The organism is Stenotrophomonas sp. YJH_SMC_79, from assembly GCF_059367995.1.
On the sequence record NZ_JCAFRK010000001.1, the window covers coordinates 826,320 to 852,012 of the forward strand.

Genomic DNA, 25,693 nt, shown 5'->3' on the forward strand with positions numbered 1-25,693 from the left:
GTTCCGTGCCGGGAACGCATTGAAAGCGTAGTGAAAGACTGGGTCGGCGTTGCCTGAACCGCACGCGTGCTGTGACCTTTTTCGGACGATTTCTCCATGTTCGCTCCACAATCGCACGGTAGCCTTCATGCTCCTTCTACACGTTGGCGGGCTGGTGGTCAGGCGTATCACTCCAGTGGCAGTGCCCAGGACCGGGCGCGGATTTTCCCTGCAGGCAGTGCTGCGCCCTGGCGCGTTGTTGGCAAGCCTGGCCCTGGCTGGCTGCATGTCGGTGCCGGTGCCGGACCTGCCTGACCGCACGCCCAGTACCTGGACCCAGGTGCCGCAGGGGCAGGGCGTGGCGGTGGATGCCAGGCAGTGGTGGAAAGTGCTGTCCGACCCGGCGCTGGATGGCCTGGTCGATCAGGCGGTCGCCGGCAACCTGGACCTGCAGCAGGCGACGCTTCGCCTGCAGGCCGTACGCATCGTCGCCGGTACGTCCGACTCGCGTTTCCTGCCGGAAATCTCGGCCAGCGCCAAGCAGGTGCAGGACGCCGCCGCAGTGGATACCTACTTCCATGCCGGCATCGAAGCGATCTGGGACCTGGGCCTGTTCGGCGCCGCCGAGAGTGCGCAGCTGAGCGCGCAGGCCTCGGCCGGCAATGCCGAGGCGCTGCGCAATGCCGCGCAGGTGGCGGTGATTGCCGACGTGGTGCGCAGCTATCTGGACCTGACCGTGGCACAGGCCCAGCAGGACCTGCTGGCCAAGCAGCAGGCCGTGGATGACCGTGGCGAACAGTTGGCCCTGGTCCGCCAGCGCCTGCGCCTGGATGAGCCGGGCGAGCTGGATCGCCTGCGTGCACGCCAGGCCGCCACCCGCGCCGCAATCGCACAGGCTCGGGAAAACGCCGACAACGCGGCCCGCGCGCTGGCATTGCTGCTGGGCCGTGACGGTCCGGACCCGGCCTGGCGCGCCTACCGCACGCCGCCGAAGCTGGGCACGTTCTCGCTGCAGCAGGTACCCGCCGATCTGCTGCGCCACCGTCCGCAGATCCTGCTGGCCGAATCGGAGGTGATGCAGGCCGCGGCCAGCAAGGGCGCGGCGCGCGCTGCGATGTATCCGCGGATCAGCCTGGGTGGTTCGATCCTGTACGCCTACAACCTCACCCAGAACGCCCGCTCCAATTCCGATTCCAGTCCGTCGATCGGCCCGTACGTCGATATTCCACTGTGGGACTGGGGCCAACGCCGCGCGCGCTTCCATGCCGATGAGAAGCAACTGGACGCCGCATTGCTCGGCTACCGCAAGGCCGTGCTGGAAGGCGTGAGCGAAGTGGAAGGTGCGCTCGGCAGCCTTGCACGCCAGGACAGCAGCATCCAGTCGCTGCGCGCGGCCAACGATGCAGCCGGACAGCAGGTCAAGCGCCAGGCGCGGCAGGTGCAGCTGGGCCTGTCCAGCGAATTCGACGGGCTGGACACGCAGCGTGCCGCGCTGGCCTCGCAGGCCGACCTGATCGGTGCGCAGGGCGCACGCGTGCTCGCCTTTGCGTCGCTGTACCGCGCGCTTGGCGGCGCACCGCTGCCGGTCGAGGGTGAGGGCGAACAGCAATGATCGCGCTGGCCCGCAAGACCCTGGCCTACGAGTGGCGCCGGTTCCTGCCGGTAGTGCTGGCGATGTGTTTCGCCGGCGTGCTGTTGATCGTGCAGGCTGCACTGGTGCTGGGCATCTTCGGCACCGCGGCGATCTACGTGAAAGCATCGTCGGCTGATATATGGGCCGGTTTCCCCGGCACCCAGAGCGTCAACTACGGCCATGCAATCAGCGCCGACGTCGAAAGCCACCTGCGCATGGATCCGGATGTCTCCCGCGTCGAACCCTATGAGTGGGTTGATGGCGAATGGCGCTCCAGCGCGCAGGGTACGGGCAACGTGTCGGTGTATCTGTCCGGCATCTCCACCCGCGACGACGCGATGATGTTCGCGCACATCCTGCCCGCCGACCTGCGTGCACAGCTGCGCGAACCGGGCGCCGTGATCGTGGACAGCGCCGACCTGGATACGCTGGGCGTGGATCTGCAGAACAATCGTGCCTGGATCAACGGCAAGGCCGTGCGTGTGGTTGCCGCGCAGCCAGGCCTGCGTGGCCTTGGTGGCGTCAACGTGCTGGCTTCGCTCGACACCGCGCGTGCCATCGCCGGCACTGACCCGCATGAGGGCAGTACCTATTTCGTGGCCGGCCTGCGCTCGTCGGACCTGGCCGACCGCGTGCGTGATCGACTGGCGGCGTCGATGGGCCAGGCCACACCGGTCGAGTTCTGGACCGCGCCGGAATTCGCCAGCCGCTCGCAGCAGTACTGGCTGTTCGATACCGGCGCGGGTATCGCGGTGTTGTTCATGGCCGTGATCGTCTGCTTCGTCGGTGCGGTGATCACCAACCAGTCGTTCGCCTCGGTAGTGGCCGGCTCGGTGCGCGAGTACGCCACGCTCAATGCACTCGGTGCGGGTCGCTATGCGCTGGCGCGCGTGGTGTTCGAGCAGGCCTTGCTGATCGGCGGCGTGGGCATGTTGCTGGCCGCCGCGTTCAGTACGGTGGTACTGCTGGTCGCGCAGACCCAGCGCGTACCGGTGCAGCTGACACCGATGGTGATCTTCGGCTGCGTGGCGCTGGTCGCGGTGATGGCCATGCTCTCCAGCATCATGGCGGTACGCAGTGTCGTCCGCTCCGATCCATCGTTGCTGCTGCGTTGAGGGCCGGCCGATGACTTCTACTCGCGCTGTCGCCCCGACCCTGCAGGCCGACGCACTGGAAAAGGGCTTCATGTCCGGCGATGTGCAGGTGCCGGTGCTGCGTGGCCTGTCGCTGGACATCTATCCCGGCGAGCTGACCCTGGTATCCGGCCCATCCGGCTGCGGCAAGAGCACGCTGTTGTCGCTGCTGTCCGGCCTGTCCGCACCCGATGGTGGTCGCGTGCATGCACTCGGCCAGGATGTGGGCCACATGAGCCGCAGCGAAGTGGAGCGTTTCCGCCTGCACCATGTCGGGTTCGTGTTCCAGGGCTTCAACCTGTTCCCGGCACTGACCGCGCTGGAGCAGGTGCAGCTGCCGCTGGGCTACCGCGGTATGCGCAATCGTGAAAGCGAACCGCTGGCCCGCAAGGCGCTGGAAGAAGTGGGCCTCAGCCATCGCAGCCACATGCGACCGGCGCAGTTGTCCGGCGGTGAGAAGCAGCGTGTAGCCGTTGCGCGCGCCTTCGCCAAGTCGCCGACGCTGATCTTCGCCGACGAACCCACCAGCGCGCTGGACGCCGAGAACGGCCAGCGCGTGATCGACATCCTGCATCGCTACGCACGTGCGCATGGCGCCACCGTGCTGTGCGTGAGCCACGATCCGCGCCTGATCCGGCATGCCGATCGGGTGATCGCCATGGAAGACGGCATGGTCCGTGATGACCGCCGCCAGAACGAAACTGTAGAGTCCGCCCCATGACCAAGACGTCGCACCTGCTTCCCCTCAGCCTGGCCCTGTCCGCAGCACTGCTGCTCGGCGCCTGTTCCAGGGACGCGCCTGCCCAAGCACCTGCAGGTAAGGCCAGCGCTGCCACCGCCGGCAAGGTTGCGGTCGCGCGCGGCATCATCGATGTCGAGGGTGGCCTGATCGCGCTGGCACCGCCGGTGGATGGCTCGATCACCGCCGCACCGGTGAAGGAGGGCGCCACGGTGAAGAAGGGGCAGCTGTTGTTGTCGCTGGATGGCGCCCTGCTGCAGCAGGAGGTGGCGATGGCCACCGCGGATCTGACGCTGGCCAATGACCGCCTGAAGGGCAGCCAGGCGCAGCTGCGCGAACTGGAGCGCAACGCCACCCGCCTGTCTACCGGCGCCAGCGAAGGCGTGTCCTCGAACCAGCAGGCCGATGCGGCCAAGCAGCAGTTGGCCGGTGTGCGTGCCGATGTCGAGGTTGCCGGTGCGCAGGTCGACATGGCCCAGCACAAGCTGGAACACGCCAAACTGAAACTGCAGCAGATGTCGCTGAGCGCACCGGAGGCTGGCACGGTGGTCGGCCAGGTGCCGGGACTCGGCGCCTTCGTGCAGGCTGGCAAGCCGGCGATCTCGTTGTTGCCGGCGCGCCCGCTGCAGGTGCGTGCCGAACTCAGTGCCGCCTACGCCGACGCGGTGCAGGTAGGCATGCAGGCCACCGTGGTGCCGGACAGCGATGGCGCCGAGAACACCGGCACGCTGCCGCCGGCACGCGTGGTGCGCATCAGCCCGGTGTTCGCGCAGGCGCGCCTGCCTGAAGACGCAGGGCGTGGCGTGGCCAAGGTGGTGGAGTGCGTGCTGGAGTTCGATGGCGAGGCCAAGGCGCGCTTCGGCCAGCACGTGCGCGTGGAGTTCCGGAAGTAACTTCAGCCCAGTGGCGGGGCTGGTTCATGGGCTCTGCGATGCCGGAGCGTGCGCCATGCGCTCACCACCGAGACAAGGCATAGCGCCAGCAGCAGGCCCACATCCAGCAGCAATAACCACAGCAGGTGGGTGCCATGTACCGGCGGTTGGTGCATTGCCGACAGCATCCACGGTACCGACCACGCCAGCAGCAGCGCGAAGGCGATCAGCAGGCGCAACCACAGCCGCTTCAGTTTCCAGGGCCGCACGATCAAGGCAGCCACCACCAGCTCGACCGTTCCCAGTAGCGCGAACACGATGACGGTGCTGGTCGGGTAGGGCAGCTCGGCGCCTTCCAGGCGATGCAGCAGCCAGTAGTCCGGGGTGAAGCCGGCATTGACCAGTGCGGCGATCAGCGCCAGCCAGGTGAGCGCGACCAGCAGCCAGAACAGGCGGATGTAGCGTCTAGGCATCGGCGGTGTCCGGGGTGTTGGGCAAGCGGCTACGTGATGCAAGGCACACGGATGTGGCGATCGCGGCCAGTGCCAGCAAGCCGGGCCCGACGGTGAAGTACAGCAGGCGCAGCGGGTGGTTGTGCATCAGTGTCCAGCTCGCGAACGCCAGGGGTATCGCCAGCACCAGCAGCTTGGCGAACAGCGGCCGCAGCACTGCGATCAGCGGCTGGGCGCCAATGAACATCCAGAACAGATAGAACTGGGCGATGCCCAGGCCGATGTCACGATGTGAAGCAAAGCCGAAATGGTCGCGATACCAGTTCATTCCCAGCGGTATCAGTGCCCAGTACAGCAGGGCCACCAGCAGATGCAGCAGCAGGGCGATCAACATGGGCGTGCCGCGAAGGAGCATGGGCGAATGGAGCCGGGCGGGGCAGCGTACCCCAGCGCGGACGCCCGTGACCGCATGATGTGAAGACTGTTGACGGCGTGAAGGAATTTGGACACAATAGCGCTCCTTCGACGCAGGTCGAACGGAATCTGCGGGAATAGCTCAGTTGGTAGAGCGCAACCTTGCCAAGGTTGAGGTCGCGAGTTCGAGTCTCGTTTCCCGCTCCAGATTCTACAGGGCCCCGGTAGGGGCCTTGTTTTTCTCCCGCCACGGCAAGGCGGGGCACGTTGGGCCACAAGGCTTTACGCGCAGTCAGAAAGGTGAAATCGCTGGTGTGTGTTCCGGATTTCCGGTACCATGGTGGCTTACGCGGGAATAGCTCAGTTGGTAGAGCGCAACCTTGCCAAGGTTGAGGTCGCGAGTTCGAGTCTCGTTTCCCGCTCCATGTTCCGACAGGCCCCATCTTGGGGTTTTGTCTTGTCAGGGCTACGTTCCTGGCGCGCAGTACGTTGGCCTCATGGCAGAGTGGCTATGCACCGGATTGCAAATCCGTTTACAGCGGTTCGATTCCGCTTGAGGCCTCCAATTGAAAAGCCCTGACTCCGGTCAGGGCTTTTTGTTTTTCTGCGGTCTGGAATGTGCTGTACGAGCGCTATGATCGGGTCTGGGCCTTAGCGGACTTCATGCGGATGACTCCCCGGCATATCGTGGAAACCTGGATCGAGCGCTTCAACGCAGGCGATGCTGCTGGCCTGGCGGAGCTGTATCACCCCGACGCGATCAATCACCAGGTCACCCAGGACCCGATCAAGGGCCGTGATGCGATCCGTGCCACCTTCGAGCGTGAGTTCAACAACGCCGAAATGGTCTGCATTCCCGAAGTCATCCATGAGGCCGGCAATGTCGCTGCGCTGGAATGGCGCGACCCTCTTGGCCTGCGAGGATGCGGTTTCTTCACGGTTGATGGAGGGTTGATCACGTTCCAGCGCGGCTACTGGGACAAACTCTCGTTCCTGAAGATGCATGGCCTTCCGATCGAGTGAACCGCAAGCCAGGCCGGCAGCTGTGCTGACTTTCATCGTGGTCTGAGCAGCTACAGCCTTGCCAGCGCCTGCACCGTGGCCTGGGTCAGCGGCTGGGGCAGGGCATCCAGCGCGAACCAGCCCAGCCCGGTCTGCACACCCGGCTCCTGGACGGAGGCTTCGGCACCGGCAGGTGCCCGTGCCTCGTAGATCGGCGCGACCCAATGCTGCGCAAGCGCCGGCTCGAAATGATCGGCCACGCACAGCAGGCGCAGCAGCGTCACTTCCAACGCCGTCTCCTCGCGGACTTCGCGGACCACGGCGGCCTCCACCGTTTCCATCCAGTCGACTTTCCCACCGGGCAGGCCCCAATGCCCGCGCTCCGGCTCGCGTCCGCGCTGGATCAGCAGGATGCGGCCGTCGGCATCACGGACGACGGCGCCACATCCAACGCGGGGAATCTGCAGTTCAGTCATGGCGGAGAATGAAGAAAGGGCAGTCTTCATTCTTGCATGCACGCCGTATCGGGCGAACCCGCGCTAGGCTGGGCACCTGCACATCAACAACCTCGCAGGTGGGTCGCATGCTCATCCGGCAACTTGGTGCTGACGACGCCGACATTCTCTGGCAGGCACGGTTGCAGGCGCTTCGCGAGTCGCCCGCTGCGTTCCTGTCCACGCTGGCCGAGGCGCAGAATGAGACGGCAGACGTGATGCGCGCCCAGCTTGCCGATCCCGGCACGCGTTATTTCGGCGCTTTCATCGACGGCATGCTTGCGGGCTTCCTGCGCTACGTACGCCCGACGCGGATGGCGCGATGGCATACGGCGGAAGTGCACAGTGTCCATGTGGGCACCGGCCATCGTGGCCAGGGCGTCGCCCGCCAGCTGTTTCTTGCTGCGTTTGCGTCTGCGCGCGCCGAGGGCATTGAATCGGTCACCCTGACGGTGCTGGCGGACAATGCTGCTGCGCGCGGGCTGTATGAATCGCTGGGTTTCAGCGTACTCGGCAGGGAGCCGCGGGCAGTCAAGCGCGAGGGCACCTACACGGATATCGTCTCGTACGGGATCACACTGCACTGAGAGTGAAACCTTGCCGCGGGCCCGGTCATGTTTCCGTGGCACGATGAGGCTGGACACATGTTCCAGGAAGACGGGGCAATGCACGTTCAGGTATCCAGCAGGGAGCGTGTGGCGCCGGAACACCGTCAGCAGGCGGTGGATCTGCTCCGCCAGGCTTTCCCAGACATGCAGGGCGAGGGCTACGCCATCCCGGGGCCGGTCGCTCTGGTCCTGGCAATGGAGTGTGATCAGGTGGTCGCACACCTCGCACTGTACGAACGCAATGTACTGCTGGACGGCGAGCCGGAACGCATCGGCTTGATCGGCGGCGTGGTGGTGCGTGCCGACGTTCGCCGGCAAGGCGTTGCCTCGCGCTTGATCGAAGCTGCGCACGCTGAACTGCGCCAGCGCGGGATCGATTTCGCGGTGTTGTTCGCCCTGGATCATCGGCACTATGCCTCTGCGGGCTATGTGCCGATGCAGAACGAGACCTGCTTCATTGAAGACGGCCATGCACGCCGGTTCGTCTATCGCGGCGGCATGGTGGCCATGCTGGGGGCGCGCCGCTGGACCACGGCCGTGCTCGATCTGCAGGGCGAAACGGTCTGAACGGCGCCATCGTGCAGTCGCCCCCAAACCACCGTATCGTGTCGGTTGTCCAATGAACCAGGGAGCGGTGCAGGATGAAACGGAAGGTAGTGATGGCGATGATCCTGCTGGGGTGTGCCCCGCTGGCATCGGCCCAGGTCTACAAGTGCAAGGGTGCTTCCGGGGAAACGGTATACAGCCAGAATCCTTGTGCTGCCGGCGCTGAACCCATGAAGCTGCGTTCCAGCCGTTCCTCCACGGAAACGGCGGGGGAGGCATCGAACCGCGCGGCGGTGTACCAGAACACCGAACTGGCCGACGCCGGCATCGCCGAGCGCAACTGCGTGCAGGGCGAGCGCTCGCGCATCTACGGTCCGCTGGAGTCCCGCAGCCAGCAGGTTGGCCGGCAGGTCGCCGAGCTGAACCGTCAACTGGCCGCGGCGGGCACCAGCCTGGCCGGCGCAACACAGGACTCCGGCATCCGTGCGCAGATCGCCAGCCTGCAGCAGTCGCTGAGCGCTGAGCGTGTTGCAGCAGATACGCAGATGTCGAATGCGCGCGAACAGTGTGCATCGGTCCGGCGCGAACGTGAGCGGACGGTGCGCGACAAGTTCAGCAGTTCGACCGCCCCTGCGAATTGACTGCTCACTGCGAGGCAGACGCGCGCATGGGCATTTCCGCACGGAAGTTGCGCCCGACCGGCTCTCCTACACCCAGGTAGTGCCGGAACAGGTAGATCAACGGTTTCCAGCGCGCCACGTCGATGTGCTGGGTGCCGTCCACGGTGATGTCTTCGTGCGCATGCACGCAGCGGATGCGGGCTTCGACGATCACGAAGCCCTGGCCGTCATCCTCGCCGGGTGGATGCATCGCCATTACGCTGGCCTCCACCTGCAGCGGGCACTCGGCAATGGCCAGCGGAGCAACGTGCGTCGACGCGACGGCACTGAACCCGCCCAGCGCGAATTTGTCACGCACGTGCACGTAGCCCATCGCCTGCTTGGCGGCCGGCACAGGGTTGCAGCCGGTCGCTCTGGCGATGGCCTCGACTTGTGCAGCCTGGGCGGATGAGGGGAAGTTCAGCACGCACTCGTTGCGCAGCTGCAGGTTGCGATAGCCCTGGCCCTGCGTACCGAGGCCCAGCACCACCCGGTTGCCCAGCGCCCAGAACGAAGAAAGCGGGCTGATGTTGCTGCTTCCATCGTCATTCAACGTGGTCATCAGCAGCACGGGCGTGCCTGGGTACAGGACCGAAGGGGTGATGCGGCGGCGGGGAATCGGGGCGTTTTTCACGGCAGGCCTTGCGGTATCGGGGTGCGCACTGTGCCTTGGCAGCAGGTGCAGACGCTTCGGCCTGCATCGAACTGTCGGCCGGCAACGGCGTGCCACAATGCGGGCATGGTCCACACCTCCGGTTCCCTTGTCAGCGTCGGTGCCCTGGTCGGTGACCAGGCGCGCGCGGCCATGCTGCTGCAGCTGATGGATGGACGGGCGTATACCGCGACGGAGCTGGCACGCGTGGCCGGGGTGACACCGCAGACGGCGAGCACGCATCTGCGCAGGTTGGTCGAGGGCGACCTGCTGGTCGCTGTCGCGCAGGGGCGCCACCGCTACCACCGGCTGGCCTCAAGCGAGGTGGCAGAGATGCTCGAAGGCATCCTGCGCGTGGCCGACCGCACGCCCTCGTGCACCGCGGCGGCCTCACGCAGCATGCCGGCGCTGCGCGAGGCACGTTCCTGCTATCGGCACCTGGCCGGCGTGCACGCGGTAGCCATCACCGATCGCCTGCTGCAGGCGGGGCATGTGCTGCCGTACGAAGGGCATTGGCAGATCAGCGCTGGGGGCGCCGGATTCCTTGCCGGGCTGGGCCTGCCGTTGCGCGAGCTCCTGCAGCAGCCGGTGACGGCCAAGCCGGCGCGCTACTGCCGTGGTTGCCTGGATTGCACCGAGCGGCGGCCGCACCTGGCAGGGCTGGTCGGTGAGGCGATGCTGGACAGTTTCGTGAACAACGATTGGCTGCGGCGCGTCGAGGGCCGACGCGAACTGCGGCTGACGCCACCTGGGCGCGAGGCGTTGTGGCGGCTGTTCAACCTGGCGACCTGAGGCGCCCGGTCAGTCTCAGTCACCCACGACATGGCAAGGCGCTATGGTCAGGTTCCAAGTCTTAGGGAGCTGCAATGGCGAGCAGGGACATGAACGACCGTGGTACGCAGCCGGTACGCGGGCAATGAGCAAATCCTCTGCGGAAGTGCGCTGGCTGACGTTCCGGCTGATGAATGGCCAATCCATCGGGCCGGACCGTTTGAAGGACGGTTGGGTGATCGCTTCGGAAACCCGGCACTGCGGCGTACGCCGCGAAGCCATCGAAGGCGCAGGCGTGGTCTACGCGCTGTATGCGCCGGCCAACCTGGCCTCGCCGCGGCGCGCGGAGATGCGCATGCGCGAATTCCTGATGAGCTCCGGCTACACCTTCACGATGGGCACGCTGGGCGGCTGATCCGGCCTGTTGCGGCTACGGGCGCACGGTCAAGGCCTGGCCAAGCGTGCCAACTGGACCGCGCGCATCGTGGAGCACCGTGCTGGTCAAGCCAAGCCCCTGGCGGCCGAATGAGACTGACGTATCGAAGCCCAGCCATTCCCCTTCAGGCGTGCCGAACAGGTGGGCGGTCAGATCGAGGTTGGGGAAGGCGATCTCCTTCGGATCGGCGCGTACGGCCATGCCATTGGACAGATCGAACAGGGTGGCGGCACGCGCCAGCGGACTGACCGGTTCGCCCTCCAGCAGCGCATGCTTCGCGCGCGCCCAGTAGGTGGCACGGCCGGGACCCTGATCGTGCCGGCGGATCTCCACGCTCCTGATGAATCCGCCGGGCCAGACCGTGCCCGGGTCCCACGCCGGCATCGATTCCGGTGGCGCGATGGCAGCGATCGGCGTTCCGGCGATGGCCTGCGTATCGTTCGGGCGCATCAGCCACGCACGTACGCGCAGCGCCGCGCGATCGTCATGGCGCAGCGTGGCTTCGACCAGTTCGATGGTGCGACCACCACGCAGCACCTGCACGTCGGCCTCCATCGCTTCGATCGGAATGGTGCCGAGAATGTCGTAGGACAGGCGCGCGATCAGGAAGCCGTGGCCACGTGCGGCGGCGTCGCGTTCCAGATGGTGGGCCAGCAGTCCGATCGCAGGCGCGATGTGCTGTTCGCGGATGTTCCAGGCGCCGCCGGTGTGTTCGGTCGGCAGGTAGCGGGTGTCGCTCAGACGTTCGAAGAAGGCCATCGTATGCATTGCTTCAGCAGGGAGGGAGGCGGCAGGTGTTGCACCGGCCCCTGCATCGTAAGCGTTTGGCAACGTGACGGGCCGAGCCGGCCCCCGAAGGAGCCGGCCGGACACCGGTCAGGGCGACGGGCAGTCCGTTTCACGGCACAGCTTGTACTCGGCCAGGCACTGCTCGGAGGTCTTGCCCAGCGGTCCATGGGTTGCACGCAGGCATTGCTCGTACCGCAAGGTGCAGAACTCGCAGGAGTCTGCGGCGAAGGCCAGGCCGGTCACGGCCATGCCAAGGAGCATCACGGTCTTCAAGGTCATCTTGATCATCACGTCAGTCCTTTGTGTGCCCGTCAATGGGCCGGTCCACCATAGCAGCACTTCCTGGTCGGTCCTGACGCGCTGCGGCACGCGTTGGACTCAGGGCCGTACCGCCTTCAAAGCGTTGACCACCTGTGCTTCCGAAAAGCCACAATGCCCTTCGCCCACCGATGGCAGTACCTGCGGCACCGGCCGCGCACCGGCGTGTGCGGCCAACTGCGGATATACCGTCTGCATGTGCGGCACGATGGTCGGGTCGTTGTGGTTGAACTGGATCACCAGCGGTCGCTTCAGTGCGCCCGTCAGCGCCAGCGTCGCGCGCACCTTGGCCTGCGCGGCAGGTACAGCATCGATGCGCCGCACCCCGGCGTTGAATGCGGAGTCATCGCCGAAGCCGCTGTAGACCACGCCCATGTTGCCGACCGGCATGCCACCGCTGCGTGTGGCCAGTTCATGCAGGACCAGGGCGTGCAGGCTGATCGTGCCGGCCACTTCGTCGGGGGAAACCTGCAGCCGCTGCGCCAGCAACGCGGCATGCGCTGGGTCGCGTTGCAGCGCAGTGGCGATGCCCTGGTACAGCTCACCCTGCGGCAGCATGGCTGCATCACGCGATGCCAACCCGGTGCCCGGCAGCCCCTCGGCCCTGGGGAAGAAATAATCGAACGCGACCAGTGTGGTCAGCAGGTCGGCCGCGATCTGTTCGCCACTGAGATTGGCGCCGCACAGCGACACACCACCGGCATAGTGCTGCGGGAAGCGCTCGAGGCTGCCGATGGTCACGGCACCGCCCATCGAAAAGCCCAGCATCCAGGCGTGTCGCACGCGCTTGAGTTCACCCAGCGCATGCTGTCGCAGGTGTTCCATGTCGGTGATCGCCTCGGCCACCGCCCAGCCCTGGCTGGAATACGCGCTCTGCGCGACGGCGTAGCCCGCAGCCAGCAGTGCTGCGGTGCTGTCACTGGCGGCCATCGGCGTGGTGCGCGGCACGCCCACGGGCTCATAACCATGGGCCAGCATCACCAGGTCGCCGTTCCAGTCTGCCGGTACATCCAGCCGCCAGGGGGCGCCCTGCAGCTCGCCGCTGAGCGTGCGCGGCGCGGTGGGCGCTGCGGCCAGCAAGGTCGTCGAAGGCAACAGCAGGCAGAGGGCAAGAGCGCATCGAAGCAGGGGGCGCATCGTGGTCATTCCATGCGGGAATGGCGCCGAGCATAGATCCCCGCACTACCTTGCGCGCGCTGCACTGCCGCAGGGCATTGCCGGCCGGCCGTGCTGCGCTCTACGCTGGCGGCATGGCCCTGCACAGTATCGCGTCGATTATCCGCATTCCCCACGGGAAGGCGGGGTAGCGCGCGGTCATCACGGCCATGCAACCCGCCCGGGAAGGCGGGTTGCATGCAGCACTCTCCCGGGTAATGGAATCCACCAAGGAGAACGCAGATGCACGACCTTTCATCGAACGACCCTGTGCCGACCCTGCACCTGGTGTGCGGCAAGATCGGTGCCGGCAAATCCACTCTGTCGCAGCAGTTGGCGTTGAAGCCGCGTCACGTATTGATCAGCGAGGACGCATGGCTGGCGGCGCTCTATCCGGGCGAAATCCATTCCATTGCCGACTATCTGCAGCGCGCAGCCACGTTGCGCACTGTGCTGGCCGATCATCTGCGCGCATTGCTGCAGGCGGGTGTTTCGGTGGTGCTCGATTTTCCATTCAATACGCCCGCCAGCCGCGCGTGGGCACGTGAAGTGTTCTCGCCGGCTGGCGCTGCACATCAACTGCATTTCCTCGATGTGGCCGACGAGGTCTGCAAGGCGCGGCTGCACGCGCGCAATGCACTCGGCGAGCATCCGTTCCAGGCCAGTGACGAGGAATTCGAGCAGATCACCCGCCACTTCGTTGCACCGGCCGCAGAAGAGGGCTTTGTGGTGATGCGCTACACCGAAGCAGGCCCGGCATAGCGCGATCGGTTCAGTCGACGAAGGCCGGCTTGCCCTCGGTAGCGGTCTGCACCAGCGTCCTGCGGAAGGTCTCGACCAGCGGACGCAGGTTGATGCGGTGCCAGGCCGCCCACAGCGGCGTGCGGTAGCTGAACCACGGCAGCTCGCGCAGCACCACGCCCGTCGGTGCCTGGTGGTCCAGGCTGCGCTGGATGGTGGTCAGGCCCAGCCCCGCGGCGACCAGCCCAAGTGCGGCCAGTGGTTCGGTCGCTTCCATGGCGATGGTCGGGGTGAAACCGGCCTTCGCGCAGGCGGCGATGAAGGTGTCATGGCGCAGCGCGCTTTCCTTGTGCATCACGCCGATCCACTGCTGGCTGGCCAGATCCTCGGGCGTGATGGTCTCTGCGCTGGCCAGTGGGTGGCCGGCCGGCAGCGCCAGCAGCATCGGGTCATTCAGTACCTGCGTGGCTTCCAGGTCCGGATCGTCGAACGCGGGTGGTTCGCAGACCAGGGCGATGTCCAGGCTGCGTTGGCGCAGGCCTTCCAGCTGCACGTCCGATTGCTGGTTGTACAGCGCGATGTGCACGGCAGGACGGTCGCCACGCAGTTCGCGCAGGGCGGTGGGCAATACGCCGGAGTGCATCGCGTATTCCAGATAGCCGATGCACAGGCCGCCTTCATCGCCGCGGCCGAGCCGGCGCGCCAGCGATTCCAGTCGGTTGGCGTGGGTCAACAGGGCGCGCGCCTCGGCGAGGAAGGTGCGGCCATCGGCGGTCAGCCGGATGCGCTGTTGCGAGCGTTCGAACAGTTGCAGCTCCAGCCGTTCCTCCAGCTGGGCGATCTGGCGGCTGAGCGGGGATTGGGAAATGTGAAGGCGCTCGGCGGCGCGGCCGACGTGTTCATCTTCGGCGACGGCCACGAAATAGCGCAGTTGGCGGAGATCGAGCATAAGACCATCCGGGACTCAAGATTGATAAATTATGTCTTGGACGGTCTTATTGGGCAAGCCTAGCCTATGCCTCAACCTCAACAACCTCCCCAAGGGGAACCCCATGAGCATCAACACTCTGCTGGCTGGCAAGACCCTCGGCTTCGGTACCGCGCCGCTGGGCAACATGTTCCGTGACATCCCGGAAGCCGAGGCCCAGGCCACGGTGGACGCGGCCTGGGAACAGGGCACCCGCTACTTCGATACCGCCCCGTTCTACGGCGCAGGCCTGGCCGAGATCCGGCTCGGCGACGCGCTGGCCAAGCGCAACCGCGACGACTTCGTGCTCAGCACCAAGGTCGGCCGCCTGATCCTGGACGAAGTGGAAGACACCAGCGCCCGCGACCTGGGCGAGAAGGGCGGCCTGTTCGTCGCCGGCCGCCCCAACAAGCTGGTCAACGACTACTCGGCCGATGCCACCCTGCGTTCGATCGACGACAGCCTCAAGCGCCTGAAGACCGATCGCCTGGATATCGTCTGGGTGCACGACATCGCCCAGGACTTCTACGGCGATGAGTGGCTGTCGTACTTCGAGACTGCTCGCCGCGGCGCTTTCAAGGTGCTGACCCGCCTGCGCGAGGAGGGCGTGATCAAGGCCTGGGGCCTGGGCGTCAACCGCGTCGAGCCGATCGAGCTGACCCTGGACCTGGACGAAGCCCGTCCGGACGGCTTCCTGCTGGCCGGCCGCTACTCGCTGCTCGACCATGAGCGTGCGCTGCAGCGGGTGATGCCGAAGGCGGCCGAGTGCAACACCGGCATCGTGGTCGGCGGTCCGTACAGCTCCGGCGTGCTGGCCGGTGGCAGCCACTTCGAGTACCAGAAGGCGTCGCCGGAGATCCTGGCCAAGGTCGAGCGCATCAAGGCCATTGCGGCCGCGTACGGCATCAGCATCAAGGCGGCTGCCCTGCAGTTCTCGCTGGCCAACCCGGCGGTGGCTGCGGTGATCCCAGGCGCGAGCCGTCCCGAACGCATCGCCGAGGACTACGCCGCACTGAAGGAAATCATCCCGGCCGGGTTCTGGCAGGAACTGCGCGCCCAAGGCCTGGTTGCGGCCAACGCCCCGTTGCCGATCGACAACATCTGAGTCCCAAGGAGACCTTCCCATGGCAACTGCATCTGTATCCATCACCGTGCCGACCCCGGCCGACCAGGTCTGGAACCTCATCGGCGGCTTCGATTCACTGCCCGGCTGGCTTCCGTACATTCCCCGGAGCACGCTCAGCGAAGGCGGTCGCGTGCGCCATCTGGCCAATCCCGATGGCGATGCCATCGTCGAGCGCCTGGAAACCTTCGATCAGGCCGGTCGCAGCTACACCTACTCGATCCTGCAGGCCCCGTTCCCGGTCACCGGCTATCGCTCCACCCTGCGTGTGGTCGAGCAGGGCACTGGTTCGAGGATCGACTGGTCCGGTGAGTTCACTCCGGTGGGCGTCAGCAACGAAGAAGCGTCCGCGCTGTTCGAGGGCATCTATCGCGATGGCCTGAAGGCACTGGAAACCACGCTGGCCGGGTGAATGCCCGTGTGGTGTTGATCGCATGCAGACGCCCCGGCCGGTCCGGGGCGTTTGCGTGTCAGTGTGCGGGCGTCGGTCCACCGCAGGCGACGCGATGCATGGGAAAGTCCATTGCCTGCTTCGGGTTGTCCTGGGCGATCTCGATACGCGCATGCGCGCGCTGTTCATCGAGGCGTCGGTAGCGGATGCGCTGCGGGAAGTCGTTGGCCGGGTTCTCGAACACGGCTTCATTGCCATCGACCCGGGTGGCGTTGAAGTCTGTGGCGTTCTGGCCAGAGGGCAGGGCGGTCAGTACCAGGCGGCCGTCGTCATGCTGGCGCAGCTGCATGAACTCGAAACCTACGGTGCGGCCGTCACGCAGGCTGCGGCTGCTGCCGAACAGGGTATTGCCTGCCAGGGTGGACCACTGCTCGCCGGCACCGGCCGGCTGGCCATCAAGCTGCCAGCAACCGGCCAGCCAGGCCAGGTGCTCGATCTTCGAGGGCGGGGAGGCCTGTGCGTGGGCCACCGCAAGCAGCAGCGGCAGCAGGGCCAGGGCAATGCGGATCGACATCGGTGCCTCCATGCGCGGGAATCCGTGGCCTGTATAGCGCCCGAGGGACGAGGCAGCCAGTGCCGTCCTTTCCAGTGTTGATTCCGATACGATCTGTCGCACTGAGCCTGTCTCGCTTGACCCAACGTCCCGCCATGGTCGATCGCCTCGCCATTCTGCTTGAACGCTTCGCGGTCACCGCCTCGGTGTTCCATGCCGGTGCGCTGTGCGGCATCAACACACTGGACGGCGAGGATGAGGCCGGTCAACTGCACCTGGTGCGACGTGGCCCGCTTCAGGTCAGTCATGGCCAGCAGACCGTACAGGTCGATGTACCGAGCCTGCTGCTGTATCCGCGCCCGATGCCGCACCGCTTCAGTACCGACCCACGGCAGGGCGCCGACATGGCCTGCGCGAACCTGCATTTCGAAGGTGGCCGGCTCAATCCGATCAGTGCCGCGCTGCCTGATTTCATCTGCCTGCCGCTGGCCGAGCTGTATGGCGGCAACGCGGCGCTGGAGTTGTTGTTCGAAGAGGCGTTCGAGCAGCGTTGCGGGCGAGCAGCGATGGTCAACCGCCTGTTCGAGGTGGTGATGATCCAGGTGCTGCGCCAGCTGATGGAAGGTGGCGAAATGCGCGGCGGCCTGTTCGCCGGGCTTGGCCATCCGCGATTGCGGCTGGCGCTGGTGGCGATGCATGAAGCCCCGGCGCAGGGATGGACGCTGGAAGATCTGGCCGAGGTGGCCGGCATGTCACGCAGCGTGTTCGCCGCCAGCTTCCGCGAGGCGATGGGGACCACCCCGGGCCAGTACCTGCAGGGCTGGCGGGTAGGGCTGGCGCAGCAGGCGCTGCGCCAGGGCCGGCCACTGAAGCGGATTGCCGACGAGGTGGGTTATGGCAGCGAGGCGGCACTCTCGCGCGCGTTCAAGGCGCACACGGGGCAGTCGCCACGCGAATGGCGCGGACAGGCGCGCGCTGGCGCGACCTGAGTTTCAGCCCAGGACCAGCCGGGCCAGCTTCATGCCACCGAACAGGCCGGCCAGGCCCAGTGCCACCGAGCCACCGGCATACAGTGCCGCCAGTCCATGCTGGCCGCGCTGCAGCAGCAGGCCGATCTCCAGCGCATAGGTGGAGAACGTGGTATAGCCGCCGAGGATACCGGTGGCGAGCAACAGGCGCAGCTGCGGCGAGGCACCATTGCGCATCGCGAAGACCTCGACCACCACGCCCATCAGCAGCGCGCCGCTGATGTTGATCAGGAAGGTCGACCACGGCCAGGGGCTGCCGACGGCCACCCGCGCGCCGATCAGGTTGCAGGCGTGGCGAAGGCAGGCGCCAATGCCACCCCCGATGAAGACAAGGACATAGTTGTTCAGCGTTTGCATCGCGTGCCTCGAGTGCGGGTTCGATGGCGAACGCCGAGGGCAGGCACTGCCTGCCGTCGACGAACACCGGGTTCGTCCTGGCAGGAGCCATCAGCCTTCTCAGGCGGTTATCGGGGGAGCCCCATCCCCATCGCGGCCCATGCTACCAGCGGCGGTGCATTCACGTCATCGAGGTGGTCAGCACGCGGGCAACCTTGCTGCGGCTGAAGCCATCCATCAGCAGTTCGAATGCCAGCAGGTCCAGTGCCGCGTGGCGGCGGTGGTCGATTTCCAAGCCATTCTCGGCCACCAGGTGACTGACCAGCTCGTAGGCGTCCTGCCAGACGTCCAGGTGGGCCTGGCTGGGAATGTAGGCGTTACCTGGTTCACCAACGCCGCGCCCGTTCACTCCGTACAGCAGCTCGCGCGCGTCCAGCTTGGCCGCATCGGCGATACGGAACAGCTGTTCGGCCTTCACATGCGAAGCGCTCACATGGTCGTTGAGCCAGTTGCTGATGGTTGCCGTGGTGGATTTGGCGGCGCGGGCCAGATCGGCCGGACGGGGGTGCCCGGCTTTCTTCATGGCGGCGGCGAGTCGTTGGCCGAGAGTATTCATCTATGCAAGCCAGCTTAACGCGTGGAATGCGAAGAATCCTTGCCGCAAGAATAAGTCTGGTTAACAGAAGGGCAGGCCATGACCGATTTCTGGAACAAGCGGCAGGTGCGCACGCGGCTGGGATTCCAGACCGATGCGGAGCTGGCGCGCTTCTTCGGCATCAGCCGTTCCGCAGTATCGCAATGGCCTAAAGACTTCCCGATTCCGGCTCTGCGCCAGTACATCCTGCATCAGCGCTACCCGAACCTGTTCCCCGCAACTGCCGCCGCCGAAGTCGAATTCATCTGAGTTACGCCGTCTTTTGTCGCATTTAGCATGCTAAGTGCATTTTGCTAAGTACACTTAGCAAAATAGGGAAAACTGATCGTTCTTGCAGTACCAATCGTCGAAACCTACCGGCTGCCGCGCCAGGTGCCTGCGGCGTGTTGTCGGCTTTACCCCATCCGGAAGGGTCGGGGTCCCGTATGTGGTTTCGTGAACGATTAATAATTTCAATCGCGAAAGTCGCTCCATGTAATTGACCTGTCGTGAAATTTATGACTAATTTGGATCAACCGGACGTGAAGCCCGGGAGTCTTTCAGTAGCACGCAAGTGAGTCGGTAGACCGTCAACGATGCAGAACAAGTCCAACGGAGGTCGTATGGAATACGGCATGCATGGCTTGGCTGAACGGGTACGCCGCGAACTGGAAGCCAGCTATCACAAACACGGATGCGGTCCGGCGTTCTGGGATACCTACCAGCAGGTGCTGGACCGGCTCGTCCCGCAGGGGACCGAGCGTACCGAGTTCACCAATGAAGTGGCGCTGATCATTGAGCAGCTGGGCATTGTCCGACGTGCGCAGCTGGTTCCGCCGCACGCCAGCGGGTCGCGTTGATTCAGAGCAGGCGCCAGGCGCCGCAGGCAAGCAGCACCAGCAACAAGGACAGCAGGGCCAGGGTCCGGGGTCGCCACAGGCGCTTCGGTTGTCCGGCCATCGCCTGCGGACTGCAGTAACGCACCAGCCCCGGACCGAAACCGGCCCGGTGCTGCTGTTGTGCGCAGGCCTCCAGGCAGGCGCCGCAGGCCAGGCAATCGGCCTGCGGCCCCTGGCGGATGTCCAGTTGCATTGGGCAGGCGCTGACACAAGCAGCGCAGTCGGTGCAGTCACCGAGGCGATCGGCGCTGAAGGTCGGCATCGGTCCGGCCAGCAGCGGATGCGCGGCGCGGAACACGTAGTCCTGCGCAGTGGTCGGGTTGAGCAGGCCACGACCGCGGCCGAGCACGCCGCCCAGGCCGGATGGACGCGGTCCGCGTGGCTCGCCGCGGCGCGCGTCGTACAGCATGCGTGGTGTATGCGGATCGGTCAGCAATGGCTGCATGCGTGCGAACGGGCATAACGAGCGGCAGACCTGTTCGCGCAGGAAGCCGGCATTGCCCCAGGTGGCAGCGGCATAGAACAGCACCCAGAACGTTTCCCAGCCGCTCCAGCCAGCGTTTGGCGCAGCGGCCAGCAATCCGGTGATCGGGCTGAACAGGCCGACGAAGGTAATGCCGGTCCACACGGACAGCAGTCCCCAGGCCAGCTGGGTGGCCGAGCGTACAGCAGGTGCAGGCAGCATGCGGGCCGCGCTGCGGGCGATCCAGTCGAAGGCGCGCCGCCACAGCGTCTGCGGGCAGGCGTGACCGCACCACACTCGGCCGGCGAGATGGGTAAGCAGCGCCAGGCCGACGGCCAGTACCACCAGCAGGCCGATCAGCACGCCGACGTCGCCGGGCCACAGGGTCCAGCCAAACAGGTCGAATCGCCGCGCGTTGATGTCCAGCAATAGCGCCTGGCGACCCTCCCAGCGCAGCCACGGCAGTGCGTAGAACAGCACCAGCAGGGCGGCGCTGAGCGTGCCGCGCCAGTGCCAGGGACGGGGAAGCCGAGTGCAGGACGTGCTCATCCCAGCGGCAGCTCGTCGTCGTCATCGCTCGGCATGGGCCGCTGCAGGTACCAGGTGACCGCGCTGGACAGTGCCGTCACCGACCAGAACATGAAGAATCCCGCCGTATAGCCCAGTTCTCGGCTGATGGCCGTGCCCGGGAAACTGATGGCCTGCAGGCGCAACGGATCGACGAAGGCGAAGAACACCACGCTGGCCACGCCGGCGGCGATGAAGCTGGGCCAGAGGATGGCGCCCCACTGCTGGATCAGCCGCTGGCGGCGGCTGGGAGAAGGTCTGTTCATGCTGTCCCGGATCGAAAAGTGGGCGGCGCGTATACTTCGCCAAGGCTGGCGCAGCATCCGCAGGGCATGCTTCCTGCAAGCGTGCCAGCCTAGGTGCAGCGGACTGCGCCGACATTGATCTGGATCAACGGTGGTGTCGGCCGGCTGCGGCACACTGCCGGCACGCTTTGGGTACCCCGATGAACGCAATACCGCCGCCTGTCCTCCCCGTCGCCTCGCCCGAGTTGTGCACCGAGCAGGAAGTGACCCGCCTGGTTCACGATTTCTATGCCCGCGTGCGCGAGGAAGAGCGGCTGGGACCGGTGTTCGGGGCGCACGTCCACGATTGGCCCGAGCACCTGGCGCAGCTGGTCGACTTCTGGTCGGCGATGCTGCGCGGCACCCGCCGGTTCAAGGGCTCGCCGATGTCCAAGCACATGGCCATCGAGCTGGACAAGGATCTGTTCGACCGATGGCTGGTGCTGTTCCGGATCACCACGGCCGAGTGCGGCAACCCGCCCATGCAGGAGCTGGCCAACGATGTGGCCGCGCGCATCGGTGACACCTTCTGGAAGCGCTACCAGATGCTGCGCTGGCCCCAGGTCGGCCTGCCGGTGCTGGGGATGCCCGCCAAGGATTGATCTGGGTCAAGGCGGCGCCAGTCGACCTGCGCGATGCTGGCGCCATGGACACGTTCTCTCCCGCCGCCGGCGGCCTGGCCTGGACCTTCGACCCTGACCTGCTGCGCCGGCATGACCGGCCGGGGCCTCGCTACACCTCGTATCCGACCGCGCCGCACTTCCACGATGGCTTCGATGCACCGGCGCTGCGCCAGGCGATCGCCGACAGCAACCAGCTGGCCCGCGCGCTGTCGCTGTACGTGCATGTGCCGTTCTGCTCCAGCCCCTGCTTCTACTGCGGCTGCAACCGGGTGATCACCCGCGACCGCGGCCGTGGCCACAGCTACGTCTCGCGCGTGCTGGCCGAGGCCGACCTGCTGGCGCCGCAGTTCGATGACGGCCGCGAGGTCATCCAGCTGCACCTGGGCGGCGGTACGCCGAACTTCCTCGATGCCGAGGCGATGACCACGCTGGTGGAAGGGCTGCGCCGGCGCTTCGATTTCAGCGATTCGCCGCAGCGCGATTTCTCGATCGAACTCGATCCGCGCTTCATCGACACCCGCGACGTCGCCATGCTGGCGCGGCTGGGCTTCAACCGGGCCAGCCTGGGCGTGCAGGATTTCGACCCGCAGGTGCAGGAGTCGATCAACCGCATACAGGGCGTGCAGCAGACGCTGGACATCCTGCGCGCCTGCCGCGACAGCGGTATGCGTTCGGTCAACGTCGACCTGATCTATGGCCTGCCGGGGCAGAGCCTGGAAGGATTCGGCCGCACCCTCGAACTGGTGCTGGCGCTGCGCCCGGACCGACTGGCGGTGTATGGCTACGCGCATCTGCCGCATCTGTTCCGTGCGCAGAAGCAGATCGACGAAAGCCGTTTGCCTTCGCCGGAAGACAAGCTGGCATTGCTGGGCCTGGCGGTGGAGAAGCTCTCTGCCGCAGGCTACCAGTACATCGGCATGGATCACTTCGCACTGCCGGAAGAGGATCTGTCACGCGCGCAGCGTGCCGGCCAGCTGCATCGCAACTTCATGGGCTACACCACCCACGCCGATACCGATCTGCTCGGCCTGGGCGTGAGTGCGATCAGCCACATCGGTGCCACCTACAGCCAGAATCCACGTGACCTGCCGTCGTGGGAGGACGCGGTGGACCAGGGGCAGTTGCCGGTCTGGCGCGGTGTTGCGCTCAGTGCTGACGACCAGCTGCGCGCGGAGCTGATCCAGCAGCTGATGTGCCAGGGCGAGGTGGATGGCACGGTGCTGGGGCGGCGCCACGGCATCGATTTCGAGCAGTACTTTGCCGAAGACCTGCGTTCGGTGCAGCGGCTGCAACAGGACGGCCTGGCCGAATACCGGGAGGGGGTCGTGCGCGCCAGTGAACCCGGGCGGCCGCTGCTGCGGTTGCTGGCGATGTGCTTTGACCCCTACCTGCGCGCCGCGCACGAGCAACCACGCTACTCGCGTGCGATCTGATCGGTCTGCTGCGCAACGCGCACGATGGTGCCCGGAGCCGGAATCGAACCGGCATGGGGTTGCCCCCGGCGGATTTTAAGTCACAGTGGCTATCGTAAGCTGTTGATTGAAATAGGCCTCTGCATGGCTCAAATATCGCATTCTGCCACTGCTGCTGCACAGGTTCTGCACAGCGATAAGTAGCGAATCTGGAAGTTTAAGTAGCGAGTTGGCGCGGCTTAGAAATCTTATCCTTTCTTATCGAGATCGCATAAGTTCACGCCATCCTTCGGATCGCCTCTGACAAGTGTTCTGGAGACAGGTGAGCATAGCGTCGGGTCATCGCCATAGAGCTGTGTCCAAGCACCTCCGACACTGTATGTAGCGGCACGCCAGCCTGGACCAACCATGAGGCACACGTGTGTCGGAGATCGTGAAACCGAACATGCTCCAGACCGCATGCTTTCCGCGCCTTGGCCCACGAATCACGAACCTGATCGTCGGAGGCACCCAGCGGGAGCCGCGCCGCAATCTCCGCCACCTTGGGGTGCAGTGGGACCAGTTGGAGCGTGCGCGTCTTGCTGGTTCGGTCCAGATGGATGAACCCACCGCGCACGTCATGTGCCGTCAGGCGCAGTAGATGCCCGCGCCGGATGCCCGTATACGCCGCCAGCCGAACGTAGTCGCCCGCCGCAGCGTTTGGGCACGCCTTCGCCAGTGCCTCCACCTGCTCGGTGGTTAGGAACGTCTCTCGCGGCTTCTCAGGCAACAGCCCGATTGCTGTCGGGCGTTCGAGCCAACCCCACTCACGCCACGCCATCCGGCTGATTTGCCGCAGGATGCGCCCCTTGTGGTTGACCGTGGCCGGAGCTTTCCCAATCTCAGCTGCTTTGATCTCGGCCCACACCTGGGCAACCTCCCTCATCTTCCTGCCTGACAAGTAAGGCATCAGCGCTCGGATATGGGCCATCGTCTTGGCCTTGGACCGCAGGCGAGGGACGTGGTCCGTTAGGAACTTCTCCACGCCCTCCGATATCAATCGTTCTGGCTCCCGACCAGCCGCAGCGTCCTTGAGCGCGGCGAGGTACTTCCGTTCGTACTCTTTCGCGTCTTTGAACGACCAGAGTCGAGAAGTCTTGCGATGCGTTCTTCCACCGTGTCCGACTGTAACTTGATAGTGGCCGTTGGCACGCTTAGTGACTGGCATTGGGTCTTTACCTTGCACTTACCCAGCCACACGGCCAGGTCTACGGGGTGGATGCGGTCGGACTTCGGGCCTTGGCCTAGCCGACAGGCTGCTAGCTCGCCAGTGTCTATGGCGCGTCTTAGTGTCCTAGGGTGGCAGGCACATTGTTCTGCGGCCTGAGCGATGGTCATCAGCTTCTCAACGGCGCTCATCGCCCGCTCCTCCGCAACCGTCTACCTTAAGGGGGTCGGTTGACTGCTTCTTCCCAAGCCTCGGCATCGCCGCCTTGGAGGCGGAAATACGCTCGATGTCGGTGTCAGCCTCTCGCATGATTTCGGTTGAGTTACCCCCCTTATGGGGGGTGAGTTGAGTTGTATACCGTAAGGTAGGCAACTGATCCCCAATCCCTAGAATCCACTGTGGGCGGCCATTTGGCCTTCCCAGCGGCGCGAAGAAATCTGGCTCGCCGAAATACGGGTTACCCAATCCCTTCTCCCATAGCGGGCAATGCTGATACCAACGATCTACGCCAAACTCTTTTGATCGCACTGCAATGCCCCAGAACTCTGGCCGGTCTTCCTCATCCACGGCATCTGGTGACGGGCACCAATAGCAGAGAAGAGGGATAAGCGTCGGCGCCTGATCGGCAGGCAGCCACGGGATCTCTCTGTCGTTCATTTCAGTGCTTCTCCTCTGTGGCGTTGCCGTCCAGCCGCTTCTGCATTGCGACAAGCTGGCGATACAGGGCCTTGTTCTCGTTGAACAGTCCATCTCGCTGAGCTTCCAGGTTGGCGATCCGGTCATCCTCGGGGCGCTCGTTCCACATGCTGACTGCCGTAGCTATGTCTGGAGCTGGCCAAGTGGAAGATTCAACATGGCAGCCCAGAAGCCGATCTCCGCACCCGGCGTAGAATTCGCGGTTTCCAGTGGGGAAGATGTTGGCCTCGCGGCCGCAGAATGGGCAAGGCTTGAGGTCTGTCTGCGCTTCATCCATCTCCTTCTGCCAGTCCTCAAGAGCTTTGAAGTAAGCGTCATTTGTCATAGTTTCACCTCCGGGCGCGCGGCGAGCATGGCGGCATGGCGCTCGCGGTTGGCTAGCGAGTAATAGCCGCGACCCATAACCTCATCCCACACCTTGCGCATGTCGCGTAGTTGGGACTTCTGCCGTTCTGGCGTGTCCAGTCCGAACCCATGGTTGAGGCACGTCGCCATGCTCACCAGTAATGCCTGATCTGGCTCCTTGGGCGGCGCGCTGGGCTGACTTGGTGCCGTCTCAAACTCCGCGATCACCGACAGAATCCGGCCCTCGTCATCCTGGCGGGTGACTGCCACGGCTTGGCCTGCCTCGTTGCGGGTGACTACTACATGGCCCTCGGGCGGCGTGAGGGCGGCGCGAGCCTCACGGATGATCGACTCAATCGCAGAAATGCACTTCTGCGCAGCGCCATCCGGAGTGTCCGTGTTGCGACCCTCTTGGCCCTCTGCGAATGCCAAACACCAGTACTCGCCAATCAGCTCGCGCAGATCGTCCAGTCGTTCAACATCCATCGTCGGTCTCCTTCGGCGGCTCGGGGAGCCTCCAGTGCGTCATATCGTGTAGTGGCTCGCTGTCCCAGACTGCGCGGAAGTATTCCGACACGCTGTCGTATCTGGCCGTCCACATGACCGGGCCTTCGCACTCGTCCGTCATGTAATCGGAGTAGCCGAGAATGACGGTCCCATCCCTCGGCGCGCTGCTGATCGGCTTCCAGGTCATGCGGTCCTCCATTGCAGCGGTGAGCAGCTGGTCAGCCATCGCCGAATCCCTCCTGACGCCTCGCCGCTGCACCATCGG

37 protein-coding genes, 3 tRNA genes and 1 riboswitch are annotated in these 25,693 nt (G+C 65.3%); of the genes, 21 read left to right on the plus strand and 19 right to left on the minus strand.

The window, feature by feature from the left end; all coding sequences use genetic code 11:
• The first annotated feature begins 127 nt into the window (after nt 1–127).
• The 4 genes from AC5P57_RS04055 to AC5P57_RS04070 are packed head-to-tail and all read left to right on the plus strand — an operon-like array spanning nt 128 to nt 4,377.
• On the plus strand, nt 128–1,591 hold the full coding sequence (locus AC5P57_RS04055) for an efflux transporter outer membrane subunit (protein WP_262236274.1): 1,464 nt from the start codon (nt 128–130) through the stop codon (nt 1,589–1,591).
• Nucleotides 1,588–2,727: an ABC transporter permease gene (locus AC5P57_RS04060; RefSeq protein WP_262236275.1), complete on the plus strand. Its 1,140-nt coding sequence runs from the start codon at nt 1,588–1,590 to the stop codon at nt 2,725–2,727. The genes AC5P57_RS04055 and AC5P57_RS04060 overlap by 4 nt, the downstream gene beginning before the upstream one ends.
• Nucleotides 2,728–2,737: 10 nt before the next feature.
• Nucleotides 2,738–3,466: an ABC transporter ATP-binding protein gene (locus tag AC5P57_RS04065; RefSeq protein WP_142807664.1), complete on the plus strand. Its 729-nt coding sequence runs from the start codon at nt 2,738–2,740 to the stop codon at nt 3,464–3,466.
• Entirely contained in the window at nt 3,463–4,377 is a 915-nt protein-coding gene (locus AC5P57_RS04070; protein WP_495219435.1) for an HlyD family secretion protein, read from the plus strand. Before AC5P57_RS04065 ends, AC5P57_RS04070 begins: the two co-directional genes overlap by 4 nt.
• A gap of 2 nt (nt 4,378–4,379) precedes the next feature.
• Here AC5P57_RS04070 and AC5P57_RS04075 read toward each other — a convergent pair whose 3' ends face one another.
• Nucleotides 4,380–4,829, minus strand: a complete 450-nt coding sequence (locus AC5P57_RS04075) for a hypothetical protein (RefSeq protein WP_262236277.1) — start codon at nt 4,827–4,829, stop codon at nt 4,380–4,382.
• A complete protein-coding gene (locus tag AC5P57_RS04080; protein ID WP_099552668.1) occupies nt 4,822–5,223 on the minus strand; it encodes a hypothetical protein in 402 nt (133 codons plus the stop codon). Before AC5P57_RS04080 ends, AC5P57_RS04075 begins: the two co-directional genes overlap by 8 nt.
• 130 nt (nt 5,224–5,353) lie before the next feature.
• Here AC5P57_RS04080 and AC5P57_RS04085 point away from each other — a divergent pair.
• The 4 genes from AC5P57_RS04085 to AC5P57_RS04100 all read left to right on the plus strand — a co-directional run bounded on the left by AC5P57_RS04085 (nt 5,354) and on the right by AC5P57_RS04100 (nt 6,245).
• A tRNA-Gly gene (locus AC5P57_RS04085) sits at nt 5,354–5,429 on the plus strand.
• Nucleotides 5,430–5,571: 142 nt separating this feature from the next.
• Nucleotides 5,572–5,647, plus strand: a tRNA-Gly gene (locus tag AC5P57_RS04090).
• Nucleotides 5,648–5,713: 66 nt separating this feature from the next.
• Nucleotides 5,714–5,787, plus strand: a tRNA-Cys gene (locus AC5P57_RS04095).
• Nucleotides 5,788–5,840: 53 nt separating this feature from the next.
• Nucleotides 5,841–6,245 (plus strand): nuclear transport factor 2 family protein, encoded by a 405-nt coding sequence (locus tag AC5P57_RS04100; protein ID WP_260678128.1) that lies wholly within the window; start codon nt 5,841–5,843, stop codon nt 6,243–6,245.
• 50 nt (nt 6,246–6,295) lie between these two features.
• Here AC5P57_RS04100 and AC5P57_RS04105 read toward each other — a convergent pair whose 3' ends face one another.
• Entirely contained in the window at nt 6,296–6,700 is a 405-nt protein-coding gene (locus AC5P57_RS04105; protein ID WP_262236345.1) for an NUDIX hydrolase, read from the minus strand.
• A gap of 107 nt (nt 6,701–6,807) precedes the next feature.
• On the opposite strand from AC5P57_RS04105, the gene AC5P57_RS04110 reads away from it, so the two are divergent.
• The 3 genes from AC5P57_RS04110 to AC5P57_RS04120 all read left to right on the plus strand — a co-directional run bounded on the left by AC5P57_RS04110 (nt 6,808) and on the right by AC5P57_RS04120 (nt 8,513).
• Nucleotides 6,808–7,305 (plus strand): GNAT family N-acetyltransferase, encoded by a 498-nt coding sequence (locus AC5P57_RS04110; protein WP_262236347.1) that lies wholly within the window; start codon nt 6,808–6,810, stop codon nt 7,303–7,305.
• A 78-nt stretch (nt 7,306–7,383) separates the two neighbouring features.
• Nucleotides 7,384–7,893 (plus strand): GNAT family N-acetyltransferase, encoded by a 510-nt coding sequence (locus AC5P57_RS04115; protein ID WP_239503701.1) that lies wholly within the window; start codon nt 7,384–7,386, stop codon nt 7,891–7,893.
• 92 nt (nt 7,894–7,985) lie between these two features.
• Nucleotides 7,986–8,513 (plus strand): DUF4124 domain-containing protein, encoded by a 528-nt coding sequence (locus AC5P57_RS04120; RefSeq protein WP_260678131.1) that lies wholly within the window; start codon nt 7,986–7,988, stop codon nt 8,511–8,513.
• 4 nt (nt 8,514–8,517) lie between these two features.
• Here AC5P57_RS04120 and AC5P57_RS04125 read toward each other — a convergent pair whose 3' ends face one another.
• Nucleotides 8,518–9,165, minus strand: coding sequence for a flavin reductase family protein (locus AC5P57_RS04125; protein ID WP_262236348.1), 648 nt, complete (start codon nt 9,163–9,165; stop codon nt 8,518–8,520).
• Between the two features lie 105 nt (nt 9,166–9,270).
• On the opposite strand from AC5P57_RS04125, the gene AC5P57_RS04130 reads away from it, so the two are divergent.
• Both AC5P57_RS04130 and AC5P57_RS04135 read left to right on the plus strand, forming a co-directional pair.
• Nucleotides 9,271–9,975 carry an ArsR/SmtB family transcription factor gene (locus tag AC5P57_RS04130; RefSeq protein WP_262236349.1) on the plus strand — a complete coding sequence of 235 codons (705 nt, stop codon included), beginning with the start codon at nt 9,271–9,273 and terminating at the stop codon, nt 9,973–9,975.
• Between the two features lie 124 nt (nt 9,976–10,099).
• A complete protein-coding gene (locus AC5P57_RS04135; RefSeq protein ID WP_099552660.1) occupies nt 10,100–10,369 on the plus strand; it encodes a hypothetical protein in 270 nt (89 codons plus the stop codon).
• A 15-nt stretch (nt 10,370–10,384) separates the two neighbouring features.
• Here the strand turns inward: AC5P57_RS04135 and AC5P57_RS04140 are convergent, their stop codons facing one another.
• The 3 genes from AC5P57_RS04140 to AC5P57_RS04150 all read right to left on the minus strand — a co-directional run bounded on the left by AC5P57_RS04140 (nt 10,385) and on the right by AC5P57_RS04150 (nt 12,634).
• Complete coding sequence (locus tag AC5P57_RS04140) at nt 10,385–11,149, minus strand: thioesterase family protein (RefSeq protein ID WP_142807674.1); 765 nt, start codon at nt 11,147–11,149, stop codon at nt 10,385–10,387.
• Nucleotides 11,150–11,266: 117 nt separating this feature from the next.
• Nucleotides 11,267–11,467 carry a hypothetical protein gene (locus AC5P57_RS04145; protein ID WP_099552658.1) on the minus strand — a complete coding sequence of 67 codons (201 nt, stop codon included), beginning with the start codon at nt 11,465–11,467 and terminating at the stop codon, nt 11,267–11,269.
• Between the two features lie 90 nt (nt 11,468–11,557).
• A complete protein-coding gene (locus AC5P57_RS04150; protein ID WP_099552657.1) occupies nt 11,558–12,634 on the minus strand; it encodes an alpha/beta hydrolase family protein in 1,077 nt (358 codons plus the stop codon).
• Between the two features lie 261 nt (nt 12,635–12,895).
• On the opposite strand from AC5P57_RS04150, the gene AC5P57_RS04155 reads away from it, so the two are divergent.
• Nucleotides 12,896–13,414 carry a P-loop nucleotide/nucleoside kinase family protein gene (locus tag AC5P57_RS04155; protein WP_262236351.1) on the plus strand — a complete coding sequence of 173 codons (519 nt, stop codon included), beginning with the start codon at nt 12,896–12,898 and terminating at the stop codon, nt 13,412–13,414.
• Nucleotides 13,415–13,424: 10 nt separating this feature from the next.
• Here AC5P57_RS04155 and AC5P57_RS04160 read toward each other — a convergent pair whose 3' ends face one another.
• Entirely contained in the window at nt 13,425–14,342 is a 918-nt protein-coding gene (locus AC5P57_RS04160; RefSeq protein WP_257470799.1) for a LysR family transcriptional regulator, read from the minus strand.
• Nucleotides 14,343–14,445: 103 nt separating this feature from the next.
• Between AC5P57_RS04160 and AC5P57_RS04165 the strand changes: the two genes are divergently transcribed.
• A complete protein-coding gene (locus tag AC5P57_RS04165; protein ID WP_262236353.1) occupies nt 14,446–15,465 on the plus strand; it encodes an aldo/keto reductase in 1,020 nt (339 codons plus the stop codon).
• Between the two features lie 19 nt (nt 15,466–15,484).
• On the plus strand, nt 15,485–15,895 hold the full coding sequence (locus tag AC5P57_RS04170; RefSeq protein WP_495219436.1) for an SRPBCC family protein: 411 nt from the start codon (nt 15,485–15,487) through the stop codon (nt 15,893–15,895).
• Between the two features lie 58 nt (nt 15,896–15,953).
• Here the strand turns inward: AC5P57_RS04170 and AC5P57_RS04175 are convergent, their stop codons facing one another.
• Nucleotides 15,954–16,448: a DUF6265 family protein gene (locus AC5P57_RS04175; protein ID WP_262236354.1), complete on the minus strand. Its 495-nt coding sequence runs from the start codon at nt 16,446–16,448 to the stop codon at nt 15,954–15,956.
• Nucleotides 16,449–16,582: 134 nt separating this feature from the next.
• Here AC5P57_RS04175 and AC5P57_RS04180 point away from each other — a divergent pair, with 134 nt between their 5' ends.
• Entirely contained in the window at nt 16,583–17,416 is an 834-nt protein-coding gene (locus tag AC5P57_RS04180; protein ID WP_099552651.1) for an AraC family transcriptional regulator, read from the plus strand.
• Between the two features lie 3 nt (nt 17,417–17,419).
• On the opposite strand, the gene crcB is transcribed toward AC5P57_RS04180, so the two are convergent.
• Both crcB and AC5P57_RS04190 read right to left on the minus strand, forming a co-directional pair.
• Nucleotides 17,420–17,812 carry a fluoride efflux transporter CrcB gene (crcB, locus tag AC5P57_RS04185; RefSeq protein WP_049430634.1) on the minus strand — a complete coding sequence of 131 codons (393 nt, stop codon included), beginning with the start codon at nt 17,810–17,812 and terminating at the stop codon, nt 17,420–17,422.
• 74 nt (nt 17,813–17,886) lie between these two features.
• Nucleotides 17,887–17,950, minus strand: a riboswitch (Fluoride riboswitch).
• 22 nt (nt 17,951–17,972) lie between these two features.
• Nucleotides 17,973–18,374, minus strand: a complete 402-nt coding sequence (locus tag AC5P57_RS04190) for a transcriptional regulator (protein WP_005408921.1) — start codon at nt 18,372–18,374, stop codon at nt 17,973–17,975.
• Between the two features lie 111 nt (nt 18,375–18,485).
• Between AC5P57_RS04190 and AC5P57_RS04195 the strand changes: the two genes are divergently transcribed.
• Nucleotides 18,486–18,695: a helix-turn-helix domain-containing protein gene (locus tag AC5P57_RS04195; protein WP_142807681.1), complete on the plus strand. Its 210-nt coding sequence runs from the start codon at nt 18,486–18,488 to the stop codon at nt 18,693–18,695.
• Between the two features lie 353 nt (nt 18,696–19,048).
• Complete coding sequence (locus AC5P57_RS04200; RefSeq protein ID WP_262236391.1) at nt 19,049–19,285, plus strand: hypothetical protein; 237 nt, start codon at nt 19,049–19,051, stop codon at nt 19,283–19,285.
• 1 nt (nt 19,286) lies between these two features.
• Here the strand turns inward: AC5P57_RS04200 and AC5P57_RS04205 are convergent, their stop codons facing one another.
• Nucleotides 19,287–20,336 (minus strand): 4Fe-4S dicluster domain-containing protein, encoded by a 1,050-nt coding sequence (locus tag AC5P57_RS04205; protein WP_495219437.1) that lies wholly within the window; start codon nt 20,334–20,336, stop codon nt 19,287–19,289.
• Nucleotides 20,333–20,620 carry a hypothetical protein gene (locus AC5P57_RS04210; RefSeq protein WP_099552649.1) on the minus strand — a complete coding sequence of 96 codons (288 nt, stop codon included), beginning with the start codon at nt 20,618–20,620 and terminating at the stop codon, nt 20,333–20,335. Before AC5P57_RS04210 ends, AC5P57_RS04205 begins: the two co-directional genes overlap by 4 nt.
• A gap of 179 nt (nt 20,621–20,799) precedes the next feature.
• Between AC5P57_RS04210 and AC5P57_RS04215 the strand changes: the two genes are divergently transcribed.
• Nucleotides 20,800–21,240, plus strand: coding sequence for a group III truncated hemoglobin (locus AC5P57_RS04215; RefSeq protein WP_262236358.1), 441 nt, complete (start codon nt 20,800–20,802; stop codon nt 21,238–21,240).
• Nucleotides 21,241–21,284: 44 nt separating this feature from the next.
• Complete coding sequence (hemN, locus tag AC5P57_RS04220) at nt 21,285–22,694, plus strand: oxygen-independent coproporphyrinogen III oxidase (protein WP_099552716.1); 1,410 nt, start codon at nt 21,285–21,287, stop codon at nt 22,692–22,694.
• Between the two features lie 256 nt (nt 22,695–22,950).
• Here the strand turns inward: hemN and AC5P57_RS04225 are convergent, their stop codons facing one another.
• The 6 genes from AC5P57_RS04225 to AC5P57_RS04250 all read right to left on the minus strand — a co-directional run bounded on the left by AC5P57_RS04225 (nt 22,951) and on the right by AC5P57_RS04250 (nt 25,654).
• A complete protein-coding gene (locus AC5P57_RS04225; protein WP_495219438.1) occupies nt 22,951–23,643 on the minus strand; it encodes a tyrosine-type recombinase/integrase in 693 nt (230 codons plus the stop codon).
• Between the two features lie 65 nt (nt 23,644–23,708).
• Complete coding sequence (locus tag AC5P57_RS04230) at nt 23,709–24,071, minus strand: helix-turn-helix domain-containing protein (RefSeq protein ID WP_495219439.1); 363 nt, start codon at nt 24,069–24,071, stop codon at nt 23,709–23,711.
• Nucleotides 24,058–24,537, minus strand: a complete 480-nt coding sequence (locus tag AC5P57_RS04235) for a hypothetical protein (protein ID WP_495219440.1) — start codon at nt 24,535–24,537, stop codon at nt 24,058–24,060. Before AC5P57_RS04235 ends, AC5P57_RS04230 begins: the two co-directional genes overlap by 14 nt.
• Nucleotide 24,538: 1 nt before the next feature.
• Nucleotides 24,539–24,901 (minus strand): hypothetical protein, encoded by a 363-nt coding sequence (locus AC5P57_RS04240; RefSeq protein ID WP_495219441.1) that lies wholly within the window; start codon nt 24,899–24,901, stop codon nt 24,539–24,541.
• On the minus strand, nt 24,898–25,407 hold the full coding sequence (locus AC5P57_RS04245) for a hypothetical protein (protein ID WP_495219442.1): 510 nt from the start codon (nt 25,405–25,407) through the stop codon (nt 24,898–24,900). The genes AC5P57_RS04240 and AC5P57_RS04245 overlap by 4 nt, the downstream gene beginning before the upstream one ends.
• The gene (locus tag AC5P57_RS04250; protein WP_495219443.1) at nt 25,397–25,654 is read right to left on the minus strand and encodes a hypothetical protein; all 258 of its coding nucleotides are present in this window, start codon (nt 25,652–25,654) and stop codon (nt 25,397–25,399) included. The genes AC5P57_RS04245 and AC5P57_RS04250 overlap by 11 nt, the downstream gene beginning before the upstream one ends.
• Between the last annotated feature and the right edge of the window lie 39 nt (nt 25,655–25,693).